General features: G+C 58.0%; 13 protein-coding genes and 1 tRNA gene. 10 read left to right on the top strand and 4 right to left on the bottom strand.

What is annotated here, in order from left to right:
* Nucleotides 1–14: 14 nt before the first annotated feature.
* The 3 genes from ccsA (at nt 15) to B5F70_RS03890 (ending at nt 1,382) form a co-directional block, all read left to right on the top strand.
* On the top strand, nt 15–986 hold the full coding sequence (gene ccsA / locus B5F70_RS03900) for a cytochrome c biogenesis protein CcsA (protein ID WP_087204246.1): 972 nt from the start codon (nt 15–17) through the stop codon (nt 984–986).
* 3 nt (nt 987–989) lie between these two features.
* Complete coding sequence (locus B5F70_RS03895; protein ID WP_087204245.1) at nt 990–1,184, top strand: CcmD family protein; 195 nt, start codon at nt 990–992, stop codon at nt 1,182–1,184.
* Between the two features lie 121 nt (nt 1,185–1,305).
* Nucleotides 1,306–1,382: transfer RNA gene (locus B5F70_RS03890), tRNA-Met, on the top strand.
* Nucleotides 1,383–1,474: 92 nt separating this feature from the next.
* Here B5F70_RS03890 and B5F70_RS03885 read toward each other — a convergent pair.
* Together B5F70_RS03885 and B5F70_RS03880 are read right to left on the bottom strand one after the other, a co-directional pair.
* Complete coding sequence (locus B5F70_RS03885) at nt 1,475–1,792, bottom strand: type II toxin-antitoxin system RelE/ParE family toxin (RefSeq protein WP_087204244.1); 318 nt, start codon at nt 1,790–1,792, stop codon at nt 1,475–1,477.
* Entirely contained in the window at nt 1,785–2,066 is a 282-nt protein-coding gene (locus tag B5F70_RS03880) for an AbrB/MazE/SpoVT family DNA-binding domain-containing protein (protein WP_087204243.1), read from the bottom strand. Before B5F70_RS03880 ends, B5F70_RS03885 begins: the two co-directional genes overlap by 8 nt.
* Nucleotides 2,067–2,367: 301 nt before the next feature.
* Here B5F70_RS03880 and B5F70_RS03875 point away from each other — a divergent pair, with 301 nt between their 5' ends.
* The 5 genes from B5F70_RS03875 to B5F70_RS03855 are packed head-to-tail and all read left to right on the top strand — an operon-like array spanning nt 2,368 to nt 10,090.
* Complete coding sequence (locus B5F70_RS03875; protein WP_087204242.1) at nt 2,368–2,574, top strand: hypothetical protein; 207 nt, start codon at nt 2,368–2,370, stop codon at nt 2,572–2,574.
* Between the two features lies 1 nt (nt 2,575).
* Nucleotides 2,576–4,429: a class I SAM-dependent DNA methyltransferase gene (locus B5F70_RS03870; RefSeq protein WP_087204241.1), complete on the top strand. Its 1,854-nt coding sequence runs from the start codon at nt 2,576–2,578 to the stop codon at nt 4,427–4,429.
* A complete protein-coding gene (locus B5F70_RS03865) occupies nt 4,426–5,643 on the top strand; it encodes a restriction endonuclease subunit S (RefSeq protein ID WP_087204240.1) in 1,218 nt (405 codons plus the stop codon). The genes B5F70_RS03870 and B5F70_RS03865 overlap by 4 nt, the downstream gene beginning before the upstream one ends.
* A 2-nt stretch (nt 5,644–5,645) precedes the next feature.
* A complete protein-coding gene (locus B5F70_RS03860; protein ID WP_087204239.1) occupies nt 5,646–6,938 on the top strand; it encodes a hypothetical protein in 1,293 nt (430 codons plus the stop codon).
* Between the two features lie 17 nt (nt 6,939–6,955).
* Complete coding sequence (locus B5F70_RS03855; protein ID WP_087204238.1) at nt 6,956–10,090, top strand: type I restriction endonuclease subunit R; 3,135 nt, start codon at nt 6,956–6,958, stop codon at nt 10,088–10,090.
* A gap of 16 nt (nt 10,091–10,106) precedes the next feature.
* Here B5F70_RS03855 and B5F70_RS03850 read toward each other — a convergent pair whose 3' ends face one another.
* Nucleotides 10,107–11,777, bottom strand: coding sequence for an RNA-binding domain-containing protein (locus B5F70_RS03850; RefSeq protein WP_087204237.1), 1,671 nt, complete (start codon nt 11,775–11,777; stop codon nt 10,107–10,109).
* A gap of 412 nt (nt 11,778–12,189) precedes the next feature.
* The gene (locus tag B5F70_RS03845) at nt 12,190–12,405 is read right to left on the bottom strand and encodes an ATP-binding protein (protein ID WP_143753917.1); all 216 of its coding nucleotides are present in this window, start codon (nt 12,403–12,405) and stop codon (nt 12,190–12,192) included.
* Nucleotides 12,406–13,065: 660 nt separating this feature from the next.
* On the opposite strand from B5F70_RS03845, the gene B5F70_RS03840 reads away from it, so the two are divergent.
* Together B5F70_RS03840 and B5F70_RS10930 are read left to right on the top strand one after the other, a co-directional pair.
* Nucleotides 13,066–14,550 carry an ATP-binding protein gene (locus B5F70_RS03840; protein ID WP_087204235.1) on the top strand — a complete coding sequence of 495 codons (1,485 nt, stop codon included), beginning with the start codon at nt 13,066–13,068 and terminating at the stop codon, nt 14,548–14,550.
* Nucleotides 14,551–14,685: 135 nt separating this feature from the next.
* Nucleotides 14,686–14,817, top strand: a complete 132-nt coding sequence (locus B5F70_RS10930) for a hypothetical protein (RefSeq protein ID WP_256363446.1) — start codon at nt 14,686–14,688, stop codon at nt 14,815–14,817.
* The last annotated feature ends 168 nt before the right edge of the window (nt 14,818–14,985 follow it).

Below are 14,985 nucleotides of genomic sequence, written 5' to 3'. Positions count from 1 at the left end.
GGAAAGGGGATCCGTTGGATAGAAACGATTCGACCCGCGCCGCCGCGCGCCCGGCGCTTTGGGACCGCTGCGTCCCGTTTGCGCTGGTGGCGGGCACGCTGCTCGTTATCGCCGGTGTGGTCTGGACGTTTACCCTCGCGCCGTTCGCGCAGGGCGCGACGCTCTCCGAGCCGGTGGTCATTGCGGGTCAGCAGATCACCACCAAGCTGCTCCTCAGCCAAAAGATCTTCTATCTGCACGTGCCCGTCGCCGTCGCCTCGTTCGCCGTCATGGCGTTCGCCGCGTTTTGGGCCGTGCGCTTTTTGATGACGGGGGAGCGCCGCTACGACATCAAGTCCAAGACCGCCATGGAGGTCACGCTCGTCTTTGTGGTCGCAACCATGATTTCGGGCGACTTGTGGACGCGTTTCGAGTGGGGTGTCTGGTGGACGTGGGAGCCGCGCCTCACCACCTATTTCATTCTTATGCTGCTCGTCATCGGCTACTTCATCCTGCGTAACGCGATGGAGGACCCCGAGCGCCGTGCGCGCTTTGCCGCCGTGTTTGGCATCGTGGCCTTTGTAGATGCGCCCATCTCGTTCATGATCACGCGCTTGGTGCCGAGCTCCGTGCACCCGGTGGTGTTCCGTACCGATAGCGGCCTGCCGCCGATGATGCTCATCCCGTTTCTGCTGGGGCTCTTTGGCATGCTGCTCGTCGCGTTTGCCCTTACGCGCATCGCCCTGCGCGTCAATACCGACGCCGCCGAGGTGGAGGAGCTGAAAGAGCGGCTCGAGGAGCAGGATGCGTGGCGCGAGCGCGCCGCGGCCGATGAGGCGCTCGAGCGCCTGAGGGCTGCCGGTGCCAAGCTCAGCGGCCCGGGTCCCGCTGATGCGACCGCCCCCGATGCGACACATACCCCGGAGGTCGTAGGTTCAAATCCCGCGGGCACGTCCTCGTCCCGTGATGCCGCCGACCCCTCTACCTCGTCCTCTAAGGAGGCCTAACCCATGGATGCCATTCTTGCCGAGGTCTATTCGACCGTCTTGCCCGCCGCTCCGTATGTTATCGGCGCCTACGTGGGTATTTGGATTGTGCTCGCCGTGTACACGCTTATGCTCTCGCGGCGGTCAAAGCAGACCGCGCGCGACCTCGACGCCCTCAAGCAGGCGCTCGCCGACCGCGAGGAGAAGCTCGAGCGCTAACGTGTTTTGGGCGCAGGTTTGATGCGAATATGGAGGAAGCTCCATATTCGGAGATGCATCGGTTGCATTATGCAGTCCATGCGCGTAATATACTCTCTTGCGCTAAGGCGCAACCAGACATTGCGGGGTGGAGCAGTCTGGTAGCTCGCCGGGCTCATAACCCGGAGGTCGTAGGTTCAAATCCTGCCCCCGCGACCAAGAACTTGCAGCTCGGAGGTCTAACAGCCTCCGGGTTTTTTGTTTGGGTGCTTGATAGGTGTTGTACGGGCGCTCCTGGTTTTGAGGCAACGTTACTCATCGACATTACTGGCGAGCAGGCGTGCACGCCAGTTGGCCGACATATGGAAGAGACGCATAAGGGTGACGGCGCGTGCCGTCTCTTCGACGGCGTAAACGGCGATGTAGCCCTCTAGCGCCCTCCATCGGTAGGATGTGCCCTCCACGCTTCCAGCCATCAGCGGAAACTCACCGACGGCGGCAACGAACGCGTCGTAGGCATCGAGTAGCCGCGCAGCGCTTGACGATCCCACGTTGGTGAGCCTCCATGAGACGGCGGCGTCGAGGTCGTCATCGAACGACCTTGACGTCTCGACGGTGAATCTAGGCAATGCCGTACCTCGCTCTCAGCTCGGCAGACACTGCTCCGGCGTTCCTCACACGGCTTGCGGCGACATCGGCCTCTGCCTCGGCGAGCCGGGCGTGGAAGTCCTCCTCACTCGTTATCTCGAGCGGGTTGGCAGGCGCAGCGGACACCCAGGCGCGTCGTCCGTCGAACGACCAGTACACCCGAGCGCCGTCTGCGATACCGAGCGCGGTCCTCACCTCTTTGGGCACGGTAGTTTGTCCGCCCTTTGTGAGCTTGGTGCTCATCATAGTTACCATGAACGCCTCCGAATCATTGATTTCATTATTATCAATGATTTTAATACACAACTCAGTTAAGACGCGGGGCGCGAGATTGGCTGCCCGACCAAAGCGATGAAAAACATGTATACATTTTCCACCAGCGAGAGCGGGGGGAGTTATCTTCGGAGACGGGAGGAGTTGCGGAGGGTCCTACGGAGGTATTGCCCAATGGACTTCGCAGACTCGGAACTTGGGGAAAGCAGCATGATTTTGGCAGTTATCCCATCTGATAAAATGAAATCCAGAATGTATTGCAATATGCAAGCTGGGAGACGCCGTGGACTATGCAGACCTCATCGACGGCAACGTCACAAAAAGCGAGCTCAAAGCCCATCTGGTCGAGGGCGAAAACATTGCTGTGACGATTCGCATACCCAAGAACATGCGTGATATGGCCAAGCAGGCCGCCGAACTTTCGGGGATGAGCTTTACCTCGCTGGTCAAGCTGAGCCTCATCGAGCACCTTGCAGAAAGGGATAAATAGCATGGCCGACATAAGGAAGATTGAAGATGAGCTGTGGGAGGCGGCGGACGAGCTTCGTGCCAATTCAAAACTCACCAGCCAGCAATACTGCATGCCGGTACTGGGGCTCATATTCCTGCGCTACGCGTGGGGTCGCTTCAGGCGCGCCGATGCGCAGATAGACGAAGAGCGCGCCCGTATCGAAGGCCGGAAGCCGCCCAAGGCGCCGCAAGACTACACGGCTAAGGGTGCCATGTTCATTCCCGAGGAGGCTCGCTACGACTACCTGCTCAATTTGCCCGCGCAAGCGGATACGGGACGGGCCGTCAACGCAGCCATGGACGCCATCGCCAAGCTCAACCCCAGTCTTGTCGGCGTATTGCCTAATACCTACACCGAACTGGGCAACGATTTATTGGTGAGCGTCATCCGCATCTTTAACAACCCTGCCCTCGATGAGGAAGGCGATGACATCATCGGGCGCATCTACGAGTACTTCCTGGGGAAGTTCGCACCCGCCGTGGCAAGTGATGACGGCGTGTTCTTCACCCCGAAATCGCTCGTGCGCATGATTACGAACGTGATCGAGCCCGAGCGCGGCATCATGCTGGACCCTGCGTGCGGCTCGGGCGGCATGTTCGTGTCTGCCAGCGATTACGTGCGCGAACACGGCGGCCATCCCGCGCAGTCCATGATGTTCTATGGGCAGGAGAAGGTTGACTACAATGCCAAGCTGTGTCTGATGAACATGGCGGTGCACGGCATGCAAGGCGCCATCAAGAGCGGTGATGAGGCAAACACCTTCTACCACGACGCGCATGCCCTCGAAGGCAAATGTGACTACGTTGCCGCCAACCCGCCTTTCAATGTGGACAAGGTCAAATGGGCGGCTGCTGTGGACGCCGGGCGTCTGCCCCTGGGAGTGCCGAAAGAGAACAAGAAGCACGAGGTGTCCACGAGCGGTGCCAATTATCTGTGGATCAACTACTTCTATTCGTACCTGAACGATCATGGCCGCGCGGGTTTCGTCATGGCATCCTCCGCCACCGACTCCAATGCCGAGCGCGCACAGCGTCGGGCGCTGGTCAAGGCGGGTGCGGTCGACGTGATGCTCTACGTAGGCAACAACTTCTTCTACACCAAGAGCCTGCCCTGTACACTGTGGTTCCTGGACAAGGACAAGCCGCAGGCCATCCGCGACAAGGTGCTATTCATAGATGCGCAGCGCTACCACACCGCTGTTTCCACCACCCTGAACGAGTGGACGCCCTGGCAGCTCAAGAACCTCTCTGCTATCGTGTGGCTCTACCGCGGTGAGACGCAGAAGTACCGGGAGCTTATGAGCGCGTATCGCGCAAGATGCGGCGAGCTTTCGGGGCTGTTCAGCGGCGAGGCAGCCGAGCTGCTGATGAGCGTTGCCACAGCGGATGATTTCGCACCTACGCACCAGGCGATGCTCGCTGCCATCGAGGAGCAGAAGGCTGCTGCAAAGACCGAGGTGGAGGCTCTGCCGAAACGCCAGCAGAAGAAGCGCCGCGAGGAGCTTGCCGCGAAGACCGCCGAGCTTGAAGCCGCCGCCACCGAGGTTGGCGAAGCCGTGTGGCTTACCGAGAAGTTCGGTGAGGGCGAGTATGCCGACGTGCCGGGCCTATGCAAGGTTGCCAGCAAAAAGGATATTCAGGGCGAGCAACCCGCTGACAAGAGCTCTTGGAGCCTCACGCCCGGCGCCTACGTGGGAGTGCCGCCCGTGGAGGACGACGGCGTGGACTTCCACGAGCGTATGGGAGAGATTCAGCAGGAGCTCGCCCGGCTGCAAGCGGAAAGCAATGACCTCATGGCAACCATCACCCGTAACTTCTGGGAGCTGGGGCTATGAGGACGAAGCTTGGAGATGTGTGTGCCTCGATATACGACGGCGACCACAATGCTCCCCCTAAGTCGGGATCTGGCATTCCTTTCATTACAATTTCAAATATAGACGCAAACGATGGGTTTATCGATTTCTCAGACACAGCGTTTGTCCCTGAGGAATACTACAAATCTCTCAAAGGCGAGCGTAAGCCAAAGCGTGGTGATGTGCTGTACTCTGTTGTGGGTAGCTTCGGCATTCCATCGTTGCTGAAGGACGATAAGAGATTTGTCTTCCAAAGGCACATCGCCATTTTGAGGCCAAGCGAAAAGCTTGACTCGACATACCTCTACTATCTTCTAAAGGATTCGAGTTTCTACCATTGGGCTGATGCTGTGGCCATTGGCTCTGCTCAACGTACTGTGACTCTTGGGCAGCTTCGCAGCAAAGAAGTAAACCTCCCTGACCTCGAGACCCAGCGCCGCATCGCGGGCGTGCTTTCGGCTTACGACGGGCTCATCGAGAACAACCGCAAGCAGATAAAGCTTCTCGAAGAGGCCGCGCGGCGCCTTTACAAGGACTGGTTTGTCGACCTGCATTTTCCCGGATATGAAGCTACGTCCATCGTCAATGGTCTCCCCAAGGGATGGAGAAAAGGCTCGTTGCTTTCATGGGTGAATAATGTTCGAGGACGTTCCTATGGCACCGACGATCTTAAAAAAGCCGGTGAGTCTAAGCTGATTAATCTGAACAACGTCGCAGCTTTCGGTGGATGGAACGCTGGCGCCGAGAAACCATATTCTGGGACGTACAGGCGGGAACAAGTAGTTGCTGGCGGCGACATCATCATGGCGGTAACGGATATGACCAAAGAACGTCGTCTGGTTGGCCATGTCGCTCGTGTTCCAAAGGATGCTGCCGGCAACATTATTTCCATGGATCTCATCAAAATAGTGCCTCAAGCTGTGGAGCCGAACTATCTGTACGCATACCTTCGCTTCAGTGGCATAGCGGAAATGATCGCAATGCTTGCTAATGGAACAAACATCATCCATCTGAAACCCGAGTCTTTAATCCGCGCAGAATTGCTCGTTCCAAGCCGGAGGATTCAGCTTGCATATGGGAGCAACGTCCAAGCAATGTTTGACGCTATTGAAGTTGCCGAGCGCCAAATCTCCGCCGCTCGCGAAGCGCGTAATCGTCTGCTGCCCAAGCTCATGTCTGGGGAAATCGAGGTGTAGCAATGGGTTGCGAAAAGACGTTCCAGATACACCTTGACCCTGATCTCATCGAGGAGTTCAACGCTTCTCTCAACGCTCACGAGCATATCTCCGAGCAGATATCTTTTGTTGAGAAGGCTTTTGAAAAGAAGAAGTACCGGGGCGTTCCCGCTTGGGATTGCATCTGTGTTTGCGTTCATCGCATACGCGACACAGCAGGCTATCTGAACGACCAAGTGCTCGGGAGGATGGAACACGGCAGCGCGTTCGATTTCATCAACTTTATCAGCAACGCCTCCGTTGTGCTTGACAGCATAGACATGCTCGCAAGGATTATCGGTGTCGACTTGAGTCAGGAAGATGCGCGGTCGGCCGCATTTAGCCAAACCGGCACTAATGGAAAAGGCACCGACAAAAAGTACTTTGAGTTCCTACGCTCGCTTTGTGCCGTCCATCCCGTTGAGACCAATCGATACAAGGGCGTGTACCACACGACCGATATAGTTACCTGTCCTTATTTGATCTGGGTAAGCGGGAGCCCATTTGAAATGGTCTGGAACTGCGATCTTCATGCCCATGCATTCGTCAACGAGGCAAATAGCTGGGGTGAGGATATCCGTATCCACATGGATCAGGTCTTTGCCCATATCAAGTACCGCTATAGCCTTCTCAACAAAATTGGGTGCGCATTGGAACGCTTCCAGGAAGCGAAGATTGATGAGTTCCGCAATACCCCTGTGCCAGACCGCGGCGAAGGCGAATCGGAGCTGTCTTACGTTGAGCGCCTCAAGGAGGCCGAAGCCGAGCGATTTGGCCCAAACAACGATTTTGTTTATGACTTCGCCAAGAAGGCCCTTTCATTCGAACCGACGGACCCGGCGAACAAAGCCGCAGCCGAAAGGTACAAGAATGCCTGGCGCTTCGCCCTCGACCTGCAACTCAACGTCTTGCGCGACATGTCACGGGAGGGCGTGGAACACGCAGGCATTGAAGGTGACGATACGGACTGGATATTGTTCGAACACCTTGAATACTGCAGCTGCCTCTGTGAAGAGCTGAGTCGATTTAGCTACAACCTGGAGAAGATCGGCTATCTCGACGGAACCTCAGGGGAAAGTGATGCCGCTTGGGGCAGAATCAAACTCAGGGAAATGGACGGCATCTTGGGGAAGCATGTCGTGTTCGATTACGAAAACGATTCCGATGGAGAGCTGTACATGCTTTCCCGAATCGCGCTCTACGAGATCGCTCTTGAGCATGATTGCGAGATAAACGAGGCGATCCCGCTTGACGAACGCTATCGTCCGCAGAGATAGGAAGCTGGTGAACCGAGGTGGCCAAGAACCGTTATTCCGAAGAGGAGGCCGTGCAGAAGCCTGCCGGCGAGCTGCTCGCGCGCCTCGGCTGGGACGTCCATTACTGCCACGACGAAGAAGAGCTTGGCCGATACGGCACGCTTGGACGCGAAAGCTACAGCGATGTGTTGTTGAAACGTGACCTCAAAGATGCGCTCATAGAGCTCAACGAATGGATGGATGAAACGGATGTCGCCGAGGCAATTAAGACACTCTCTCAGACGTTCGTGGGCGATTCCCTGCTGCAGGCCAACGAGGCCAAGTACAAGATGCTGCGCGATGGCATCCCCGTGAGGAAGGTCGGAGAGGACGGGGTGCCCTATACCGAGCTCGCGCAAGTATTCGACTTCGGCCATCCCAAGATGAACCGTTTTGTTGCCGCCGAGGAGCTGTGGGTGCACGGCCCCTTGCATCGGCGCCGCTGCGACCTGGTGGGGTTCGTGAACGGCGTTCCCTTGGTGTTCATGGAGTTCAAGCGCCATGACAAGGACGTGCGCAACGCCTACAACGACAACTACACCGATTACCAAGACACCATCCCCCAGATCTTTCATTTCAACGCATTCGTCATCCTCTCGAACGGCCTTGAATCACGCGTGGGGACGCTGGGCAGCCCCTACGAGTTCTTCAACGAATGGAAGCGCCTACATGAGGAAGACGCCGGAAGCGTGAGCCTGGAGACCCTGCTCCGCGGCGTGTGCAACCGCGAGACGCTCATGGACCTGTTCCAGAACTTCATCTTGTTCGACCACTTCGATACCCCGGCGGCCAAGATCATGGCGCGCAACCACCAGTACCTAGGTGTCAACGAGGCGCTCGACGCTTACAAGAACCGAAAGTTCAACGATGGCAAGCTGGGCGTGTTCTGGCACACGCAGGGCTCGGGCAAGAGCTATTCCATGCTCTTTCTTGCCGAGAAGATCAGGCGCACGCAGCCTGGCTCGCCAACCTTCCTGGTGCTGACTGATCGCGACGAGCTGAACAAGCAGATCAGCGAGACGTTCGAGAGCTGCGGATGTCTTTCCGGCGTGCCTGCGGCGCGCTGCCGCGCGACCAGCGGTGCCGATTTGATGAGGAAACTCAAAGGCAACCCGACCTACATCTTCTCGCTCATTCAGAAGTTCAACCAGGCGGATGCCGAGCCCATCCTACCCGATCACGACATCGTGGTGTTCTCCGACGAAGCGCATCGCTCGAACAACGGCATCTTCGCCGAAAACATGGCTCGATTGCTGCCGACAGCCTCAAAGATGGGGTTCACCGGAACGCCGCTTCTGTCCGACGACCAGTTGACCGCCCGCACATTCGGCGGGTACGTGTCGGTATACGACTTCGGTCGCGCCGTTGAAGACGGTGCCACGGTGCCGCTGTTCTACGAGAACCGCTCCGATCGACTCGCGATAGAGAACCCTCAGATCAACGATGAGCTGCTGCAGGCCGTCGAAGATGCAGACCTCGATCCCGACCAGACGGATAAGGTGAAGAGTCAACTCTCCAACGGAGTCCACATCATGATGTCCGAGCCGCGTATGCGTGCAATAGCCCGCGACTTCGTGGCGCACTACACCGGCATTTGGGAAAGCGGAAAGGCCATGTTCATCTGTGTGAACAAAGTTGCCTGTGTGATGATGTACGACTACGTACAGGAGGAGTGGGCGCGCGCCATCGCTGTTGAGAAGGCGAAGCTCAAGGGCATGGGCCAGCAGGAGGCGCTTGAGCAGCGCCGCAAGGTTTCCTGGATGGAGTCCACCGAGATGGCCGTGGTGGTGAGCCAGGAACAGAATGAGATTGCCCGCTTCCGTGCATGGGGCCTCGATATCGAACCCCATCGACGCAAGATGGAGGAGCGCAACCTCGATGACGAGTTCAAGGACGCCGACAATCCTTTCCGAATCGTGTTCGTATGCGCCATGTGGCTCACGGGCTTCGACGTCAAACCTCTTTCGGTAATGTACTTCGACAAGCCCATGAAGGCACACGGCCTCATGCAGGCTATCGCGCGTGCCAATCGCGTCGCCAAGGGCAAGAGCAACGGCCTTATCGTAGACTACGTTGGCATTGTAAAGGCACTGCGCCAGGCCCTGGCAGACTACACGCGCGATCCGGGCGACGGCCGCAAGCCCGATGACGTCGTGGTCGATAAGGATGAGCTTATCGAGCGAATTCGGAATCTGACGAGGCAAATCATCTCCTTCATGGGCGAGCAGGGCTTCGATCTGGAGACGCTGCTCGCCGCGGAGGGGTTTGGGAAGCTGGACGCCATCAAGGACGCCGCCGACGCCGTGAGCGCAACCGATGAGGTGAAGAAGCGTTTCGGCATCATGTGTCGGATGCTTTTCAAGTTCTACCGCTTTGTGACCAGGGCGGAGGTTGGCGAGGACCTGGCATGCCGGCGTGATGCACTGCGCGCGGTGTATAACCAGATAAACCAGCGCCGTGCAGCCTCAGACACCACTGAGCTTATGCGACGGGTACGCGACATCGTAAGTGAACACGTTGAGGTGAGCGAGGCCACCGAGCAGGCGAAGGAGGGAACCCGCTTCGACATAAGCGGCATCGACTTCGGGCGCTTGAGCCAAGAATTCGCCAGAGCAAAGCGGAAGCACCTGATTATCGACGATATTCGCGGAGTCATAGAGGAGAGGCTCGAACTGGCATTGAAGAATAACCCGCTGCGAATCGATTTCTACGAGCGCTACGAGCGGATTATCGAAAGCTACAACAAGGAGCAGGACAAGGCCCTCATCGAGAAGACGTTCAACGAGCTGATGAGGTTGTCACAGGACCTAGATGAGAAACAGCGCGAGTGGGTGCGCGAGGGATTCCAAAACCAGCAGCAGATGACGGTGTTCGAGATGCTCTTCAAAGACACACTTTCGCCGTCCGAGATTCGCAAGGTCAAGAGCGTGTGCATCGAAATGGTGTCAGCCATCGAAGAGCGCTTGGGCCAGATGGTGCATTGGACCGAGAAGGAGGAGACACGCAGCCAGGTGTGGACCATCGTGCGGAACGAAGCATACAAGCTGCCGGAGTCGAGCTACCCCGATGATGTTCTAGACGGGTGCATCAAGCAGATCTATGGATACTTCTACTCGCGTGATTTGGCTGCATAGCCGTAGGGAGGGCGGGCTATACCGCCCTCCAGCGCGCTGCCTTCCCGACGACGCCGTCGTTGTCGACCGTCCTGTCGACGTTCTTCATCTTGGTGAGCAGGTTGGAGACTCGCTTCGACTTTTGCTGGTCGCTGAGGCCAGCCGGGAGCAGGTCATCTAGGAGCGCCACGATCTTCGCGCGCGGCGCTGGACCGGTCTCGGAGAGCATCTGGACGATGAGCGACTTGCACGCCTCCTCGTTGAGCCCCTTGCTCCTCGTGTACGTGACCTCCTGCCCCGTCTTGGCGGCGAGGGAGTTCGTGATCGAGAGCTGGGGGTACCTCCCCTCCACGAGCTTGAGCTCGTGGAGCCTCGCCGCCTGCTCCCGTGTGACCTCCTCGTGCTTCTGGACCTTGTCGAGGAGGTAGACGACATCCATGGGGAGGTCGGGGCGGGCGTAGAGCAGGCGGCTGTAGCTCTCGTTGATCGACTTGCCGTAGATGGTGACCTCGACGCGGTTCGGGTCGCTGAGGTCATATGTGGGCAGCGGGAAGTACCTGCCCCTCTGCATCTGGAAGACCTTGGGGATTCCCATGGCGATGGTGTCGATCATGTCCATCTGGACCATGGCCTCACAGAGGAAGGGGTTGCGGTAGTAGCTCGGCTTGAAGCCGGGCCGCATCGCCTTCTCGATGGTCTCGGGGATGAACGCCCCCTCATTGAGGAACACAAGGTGGTCCTCGAACTCCTCGACGTTCACGCGCCCCTGCATGGAGTAGTCCTGGTGTGCGATGCAGTTGTTGAGGAGCTCCCTGATTATCTCGGGTTCGTACTGGCTGACCTCGACGGGGAAGAGGCTTGCGCCGTTCGCGTTGAACCGGTACCTCTCGTTCCTGATCTTGCCGAGGACCCGGTCCACGGCGAGCAGGAACGGCGGCTTGAAGTGCTCGTAGGTGGTCACGGAGCCGTCCGAGGCGTAGAGCGTCCAGGTGATGCGTGGCGAGATGTCGCCGAGGAGATGGATCGACTCGGGCCTTCCGGCAAGGATGAGGGTGGTCGGGGTGATTTTTCCGTCCCGGGTCAGGCTCGCCTTGTCGAGTATCGCCCGCTCGTCCATTCCCGCGAACGCGTCCCTGTGGCGGTCGTGCTTGGAGAGGAACAGCTCAACTGCGCGGCTCACCGCCTCCGGGTCGAGGTCGTCGTACGTCGCCCCTTCGACCTCCGAGGCGCTCCAGTCGGGGCGGTGCATCTGCCGTATCTGCTCATACTTGTCGATGGGCAGGGGCACGAGCGACTCGCCCTCTCTCGCCCAGGCGGCGTTGTTGAAGGCGGTCGGCATGCCCGGCGTCGCCGCGGGGATCTGGAAGGCGAGAACCCGCTTCCCCTCGATCTCGAGCTCATGGATCTCCCTGAACGTCATGCGATTGTTGGTGTGCCCGGCGACCTCCCGCTTGAGCGACTGAAGCTTCGTGGGGCTGTTCCTGCGATATGCGGTGCCGCAGACGGCCTTGTCGTTGTCTATGCCGAAGAGGAGCCATGCGTCCTGCTTGTCCCTCAGGATCGCCTCGTTGCTCAGGGCCGAGAAGTACTTTCCGAGGTCCTTGAAGCTGAAATCGTGCTTGGCCTCTTTGAGCTCGACGACCTCGGTCTCGTACGGTTTCTCGATTCTGTTGATAAGCTCTATCACGTCGGAGTCGCTGTAGTACAAGGTCACTCCAATTGGTTCCGATAGTCGTAAGTGAGTTCTATTTACGACTAAAAAGGGCTGCCGGGGAATGATTTAGCTCTATTTTACGACTAGGCAGGGCTTTATTAGACTTCCTATTGGACTAATACCATCAGAAGGGGCAATGTTAGTTCAATCCGTGCGGCGGGTTTTCCGAGACTACGCACCCTTCTCCAGAAGTCTTCCTCTCGTATCCGGATTGAGGCGGCCTGTCCAATATGAGGCGCCGTGTCGAGGTGAGCCGCGCGGCGTTTTTTCCTGTACCACCATAATCGTATCGATGTGCGAAGCGCGAGCACCGCGTCTCTTCACTCACGTCTCAAGTTTCACGAGCCTGCACCGGCGCACGTTTCGTACGACGCTGCGGCGTGCTGTCGAGGAGCGCCCTCCCAACCTATGTCAGCAGCCAATCAACGAGGCTGCGCTGCTCAATGCCGTTATGGTCCGTCGCGCCGATGCGGTCCAAGGTGAGCAACGTCTTGGGGTAGGCGTCCCCCAGCAGCTCGAGTGGACGCAGTTCGCGGCGCAGCGTCGCTTCGTCCAGTACGGACAGCGCGACCTGGTAGTAATGCGGTTTGCCCCCGCGCCCGGCAACGAAGTCGATCTCCAAATCTCCCACCCGCCCTACGCGCACCGTGTGGTAGCGCCGCAGCAGCTATACGTGAGCTGTATCCATTTGTCTGGACGAATATCTGATAGATGGTAAATCTATCCAACAAGCTGGATGTATTGAGGTGTGGAATCGACCCCGCGGCACATCACACGTTGCCTACGCGCATCGTTCTGACATACTTCCAGAGGAGTCGAGAAGAGCAACGCGGGCGGCATGTGCGCCCTGCGGACACCACGTGGTGCGACCTGGAAGAGACCTACGTGGCTCGGGAATTGGTCGCGTTCTATTCACGCTCCGGCGATATAAATTATGCCGGAGACGGCGTGGCTACCTTATCGGCGCTGTGCTACATCCGACGCGCTCATAACTCGGGGGTTTTAGATTCAAATCCTGTCCCCGCGACCATGAACTTGGAGCTCGGAGGTTTAACGACCTTCGAGTTATTTGTTACCGTAGCAGTCCCGCAAGATTGCGAGAAATTACAAAAACTTTGTTACAGAGTTACAGAAAACAGTGAATAATAGATAAATTTTTGTACTCAGTTAGAAAACTTTGTGAATAAGTACAAAAGATTGTACCTGAAAGCGCTAGTATTTGTACAAACTACGATAGTCTCAGTGACCCTTATCAGTTTGAATGCGTCGAGAGGAGCTGGCTATGCTGGCCGAGGGCCTTATTGATCTGGTGCATCAGATTCAGGAGCGGCGATGCGAGATGCAGACTGTTGAGGTAAAGGCGGCGAAGGAGGGCTGTCCGTCTCGTCTGTACGATACGCTGTCAAGCTTCTCGAACCAGGATGACGGTGGGGTCATCGTGTTCGGTCTTGATGAGCGGCAGGGGTTTGAGGTGGTCGGCGTCTATGATGCGCAGGATCTTCAAAAGCACGTCGCGGAGCAATGCAGCCAGATGCAGCCCTCAGTCCGTGCCGTGTTTACGGTCGCGTCAGTGGATGACAAGATGATCGTCTCGGCAGAGATTCCCGGGATTGATATGTCAGATAGGCCTTGCTACTACCGGGGAAGGGGCAGGCTCAAGGGCTCGTTCGTCCGTGTGGGTGATGCCGACGAGCCCATGACGGAATACGAGGTGTATAGCTACGGGGCATTTCGCAAGAAGTACCGCGACGAGATCGAGCCGGTCGACCGTGCGACGAAATCGACGCTCGATGCCCAGAAGCTGGGGCACTACCTCAGCAACATAACCTCGTCTAAACCCAATCTCGCTCAGCTCGACGATGATACCGTGCTAGAGCTCATGAGCATCACGCGTGATGGCGTTCCAACGTTAGCGGGCGTCATGCTGTTTTCGCTCTATCCTCAAGCTTATTTCCCGCAGCTTAGTATTGTCGCGACCGTTATTCCGGGGACGGAGCCTGGCGTTGTGGACGGAGAGGGCAATCGATTCCTCGACAATAAGAGAATCGAGGGGACGCTCGACGAGCAACTGACGGAGGCCCTCGCTTTCGTGCGGTCGAACATGAAGGTTGCTACCCGCGTCGACCCGAGGACGGGAAAGCGCATCGACCGGGACGAGTATCCTGTCGAAGCTGTGCGCGAGCTCATCCTCAACGCTCTCATCCACCGCGATTATAGCGTTCATACGCAGGGCATGCCCATTCAGATCCTGATGTATCGCGGAAGACTGGAGATTGTGAATCCGGGCGGTCTCTACGGCCGTCTCACGGTCGATGATTTGGGCAAGATGCAACCCGACACGAGGAACCCCGTGATCGCGACCGCCATGGAGGCGCTCGGAAAGACCGAGAACCGGTATTCGGGTATCCCGACCGTGCGCAGGTTGCTGGCGGAGGCGGGGATGCCGGCGCCGGTGTTCGAGAGCTCGCGCGGGCAGTTCCGCGTAACGGTGATGGGAAGGCAAGCTCGGGAGGAGAGATGCATCGCGGTAATCGATGATACGGGGCTTACCGAGCAGCAGCGCAAGATCGCGGAGTTTTGCGCCGAGAAGCCGCGCTCACGGTCCGAGCTGGCCGAACTGCTTGGTGCTCAGGCGCCCTATGTGATGCGCCGCTATGTAAATCCGATGGTCGAATCGGGGATGCTCATCCTGAGCCTGCCGGAAACGCCGCGGTCATCTCGCCAGCGCTTTACCACCGCCGATAGGCTTGTGATCCGGAGGCAATAGGCTCGAACCCTGCTCCTACCGACCATGCAAATGCGCGATATGCGTCTGGCCAAACGCGCGCAGCTCGTGGAGCGTGGGCAGATGGTGTCATGCTCTCCTTCGACATGAAACACGGCCGAGTGTTTGGCCGGGCGCATGGCAACGAGCGAGGAGGTGCTCGTGGGCGTGTCGGCGCGCAATCAGCGCATCTACATGCAGGGCGTCCGCGACGCTGACGGCTCATGGATCGGGTTTTTCGAGCGCTTCGAGCTGAACCTGAAGCTGTAGCGCCTCACATTTTTGTATGCGAGTCCTGGGCGCAAAGAGGCTTGGGGGTTGCGCCCGCCGGCACGCCTGCAAGGAAATCGCGTTTAGACCCCCTAGAGGAGAGAAAAGGGGGCTAAACGCGATTTCCTTGCAGGAGGGGGGTAAGGCCGCAAGGCCTGGCATCGAGCG

The organism is Collinsella sp. An268, from assembly GCF_002159765.1.
Taxonomy (GTDB): domain Bacteria; phylum Actinomycetota; class Coriobacteriia; order Coriobacteriales; family Coriobacteriaceae; genus Coprousia.
Note: the sequence above shows the minus strand (reverse complement) of the source record. Positions and strands in the feature narration are given on the sequence as shown.